Below are 3,464 nucleotides of genomic sequence, written 5' to 3' on the forward strand. Positions count from 1 at the left end.
ACATCCCGATCGGCCGGATCGCTGTGAACATGACGGCCGGAGCGACCCGCTACCCACGGCAGAAGTTCGTGCCCCTCACGATCCTCGGCGGTACGACCTGGGCGCTGTACTCGGCGCTGGTGGGCCGTCTCGTCGGCGGCTGGTTCGAATCGCAACCGTTGTTCGGCGCGGCCGTGTCCATCTGCGTCGCGGTGGTCCTGGGGGTCGGAATCGATCACGTCGTCCAGCGGTTCAAGACCGGGGATGTGGACGTCCCCGGGGGCGAATCGAGCACCGACGACGACCGCGGCACAACACTCGAGCGATGACCCGCCGACGGTGAGGGTGCGTGCACCCGCCGCCGACGGCACCCGCTAAGATTTTTGGCCGCGCCTCCGTAGCTCAGCTGGATAGAGCAAGAGCCTTCTAATCTCTAGGTCGCAGGTTCGAGTCCTGCCGGGGGCACCTCCCACCGCCGGCGGATCATTCGCGGCGGGGTCGCGCATCCTACTTCCGAAACGGGCAATTCGCCCTTTTCACACGCCGCTCCGGCCGTGTGTTTCTCATCCCACCTCGCTGCTGGGTTAACACATGCTAAGGACCACGTCCTATAGTTCTCGTCGTAAATCGCGTGTTACAGAATCCTCACAGAGTCAGGTAGGTGGGCGTGTCGACATCGGACCGCATCGAAGAGATCTACGAGCAGGTCAAGGCCCGCAACGCAGGTGAACCCGAATTCCACCAGGCTGCAGCCGAAGTGTTCGAGTCTCTGCATGTCGTGCTCGAGCGGCACCCCGGATACTTCGAATCCGGCCTGATCGAGCGCCTGTGCGAGCCCGAACGGCAGATCATCTTCCGTGTGCCGTGGATCGACGACCAGGGCAACGTCCACGTCAACCGTGGCTTCCGCGTGCAGTACAACAGCGTTCTCGGCCCCTACAAGGGCGGCCTGCGCTTCCACCCGAGTGTGAACCTCGGCATCGTCAAGTTTCTCGGCTTCGAGCAGATCTTCAAGAACGCTCTCACCGGCCTGCCCATCGGCGGCGGCAAGGGTGGCTCGGACTTCGATCCCAAGGGTCGCTCCGAGCAGGAGATCATGCGCTTCTGCCAGTCGTTCATGACCGAGCTGCACCGCCACATCGGCGAGTACACCGACGTTCCGGCCGGTGACATCGGTGTCGGTGGCCGCGAGATCGGCTACCTGTTCGGCCAGTACAAGCGCCTCACCAACTCCTACGAGTCCGGCGTGCTCACCGGCAAGGGCCTCACCTGGGGCGGTTCGCAGGTGCGCAAGGAGGCCACCGGTTACGGCGCTGCCTACTTCGTCAACGAGATGGCCAAGACCGCGGGAACCTCGCTCGAAGGTCGCACCGCCGTCGTCTCGGGTTCCGGCAACGTCGCGATCTATGCCATCGAGAAGATCCACCAGCTCGGTGGCACCGCGATCGCCTGCTCCGACTCCTCCGGTTACATCGTCGACCGCAAGGGCCTCGACGTCGCTCTCCTCAAGGAGATCAAGGAAGTCCGGCGCGGACGCATCTCCGAGTACGTCGACGAGCGCGGCGACGCCGAGTTCTTCCCCGGCGGCAACATCTGGAACGTGCCGTGCGACGTCGCACTGCCGTGCGCCACGCAGAACGAACTCGACGAGGACTCGGCGAAGACCCTCGTCAACAACGGCGTGAAGATCGTCGCCGAGGGCGCCAACATGCCCACCACTCCGGGTGGCATCAGCGTCTTCCGCGACGCCGGAGTCGCCTTCGCGCCCGGCAAGGCCGCCAACGCCGGTGGTGTGGCGACCTCGGCGCTGGAGATGCAGCAGAACGCCTCGCGCGATTCGTGGCACTTCGACTACACCGACGAGCGTCTCGCCGGCATCATGGCCGATATCCACGGCCGCTGCGTCGAGACCGCCGCCGAGTACGGCAAGCCGGGCGACTACATCCACGGCGCCAACATCGCCGGCTTCGTGAAGGTCGCCGACGCGATGTTCGCACTGGGCGTCATCTGACGACCGACTTCTCACACCCGAGTGCGGGTACCGACGAGGTCGGTACCCGCACTTCGTGTTTCGACACACTTCGTGGTCGAGTGCACGTCACCTCGCGCATCCGCGTAGAGCGGGACTCGACCGCCTCGACAGTCGGTGCCGCCCTAGTGGACGATCTCGCGACGGTCGTCGGGGAGCCGTCGCGTACGGCCCGCCTTGTCGAGCCGGTCGAGCAACGGAAGAACCACCCGCCGTGTCGTTCCCAGCCGCTCGCGTGCCGCACTGGTCGTGAAGGGCTGTTCCAGCTCTCCCAGCAACTCGACGGCAGCATCGGCGGCGTCGGGTAGCAGGACGATGCCCGGACCGACCCGCCACAGTCGTCCGCTGCGCTCGGCCGCGCCCAGTGCACGGTCGTCGAGGCCGAGTTCGCGGAGTCGATCGGCGGTCGGGGCCGCGAACGGGGCAGCCGACAGGTCGCGGCGCACCTGCTCGACGGCCTTGCGGATCTTCGTCGGCAGACCGGCGGCTCCCGGAGCGATCACCCGTCCCCCTACGACTTCGAGAGGCGGCCGTACCAGCGCACGCACGAGGTCGGGAGTGGGAAGCCGCAACTGCGATGCCAGCACGGCCAACGGTGCCGCCGGGTCCAGGGGATGAGCGCGAGCGTGTGCCTGCACGAGGGCGGGCAGCCGATCGGTGACCGCTCGCGCGAGGCCGGGTGCGACGAGCCACGGACCCACCGCCAGATGATCTCCCTCCTCGAGAGGGATGCCCAACTGACGCAACCGCTGACGGTGCAGGATTCCGCGGCGGGCGAGTTCGTCGGCCAAGTTCGGCGTACCGTCGGCCCCCGCGAGTTGCCGGGCACGGCGTGCCGCGGCACCACGCCGCCGGAAGCGGGGCGGGTCCGGATCGAGGACGTCGGCCCGCCAGATCGTGCGGCGACCCGGATCGCGCAGCAGCGCGCGGTCGCCGATCCGCAGGGGCAGCGGGCGATCGAGAGTGAGCCGGACGAGATCGCCCGCCAGCGGACGACAGTGGACGCCGACATCGGCAGCACCGATGTGGAAAACTGGGGCGACGGGAGGCCGGTCCTCACCGCTGATCCGCACGTCGACGACGGACGTGTGGTGCCACGCACCGGGCGTCACGAGCACACTGCCCCGGCCCAGGTCGTCGATCCGGCCGGTGAGATTGAGGGCGACCCGGGCCACGCCGCTCACCGCGGTCCGGTCGCGCCCGAGTGCCTGCACCCCACGGACCCGCAGCGGTGCGCTGCCGAGGGCGAGGGTGTCGCCGACCCGGACCGTGCCGGCGGGAAGCGTTCCGGTGACGACGGTTCCGGAGCCGCGCACGGTGAACCGGCGGTCCACCCAGAGCCGGACGTCGCCGTGCGGATCCGGGTCCGGGAGCGCCGCGACCATCGTCGTCAACGCGGCCCGGAGATCGTCGAGGCCCATCCCGGTGCGTCCGCTCACAGCGACGACGGGCGCCC

The 3,464-nt window shown here is 68.1% G+C and carries 3 protein-coding genes and 1 tRNA gene; 3 read left to right on the forward strand and 1 reads right to left on the reverse strand.

Features of this window, described 5'->3' with window-relative positions:
• The 3 genes from R1101_RS27525 to gdhA all read left to right on the forward strand — a co-directional run.
• The coding region (locus R1101_RS27525; protein WP_016934904.1) for a hypothetical protein at nt 1-308 on the forward strand (308 nt) is incomplete at its 5' end.
• Nucleotides 309-370: 62 nt separating this feature from the next.
• Nucleotides 371-444: transfer RNA gene (locus tag R1101_RS0118925), tRNA-Arg, on the forward strand.
• 202 nt (nt 445-646) lie between these two features.
• On the forward strand, nt 647-1,990 hold the full coding sequence (gene gdhA / locus R1101_RS0118930) for an NADP-specific glutamate dehydrogenase (RefSeq protein WP_024100550.1): 1,344 nt from the start codon (nt 647-649) through the stop codon (nt 1,988-1,990).
• A 143-nt stretch (nt 1,991-2,133) separates the two neighbouring features.
• Here the strand turns inward: gdhA and R1101_RS27530 are convergent.
• Nucleotides 2,134-3,464: SelB domain-containing protein (locus R1101_RS27530; protein WP_037224122.1), on the reverse strand; the 1,331-nt coding region annotated here is incomplete at its 5' end.

This window comes from Rhodococcus sp. R1101 (assembly GCF_000278445.1).
Lineage (GTDB): Bacteria > Actinomycetota > Actinomycetes > Mycobacteriales > Mycobacteriaceae > Rhodococcus > Rhodococcus gordoniae.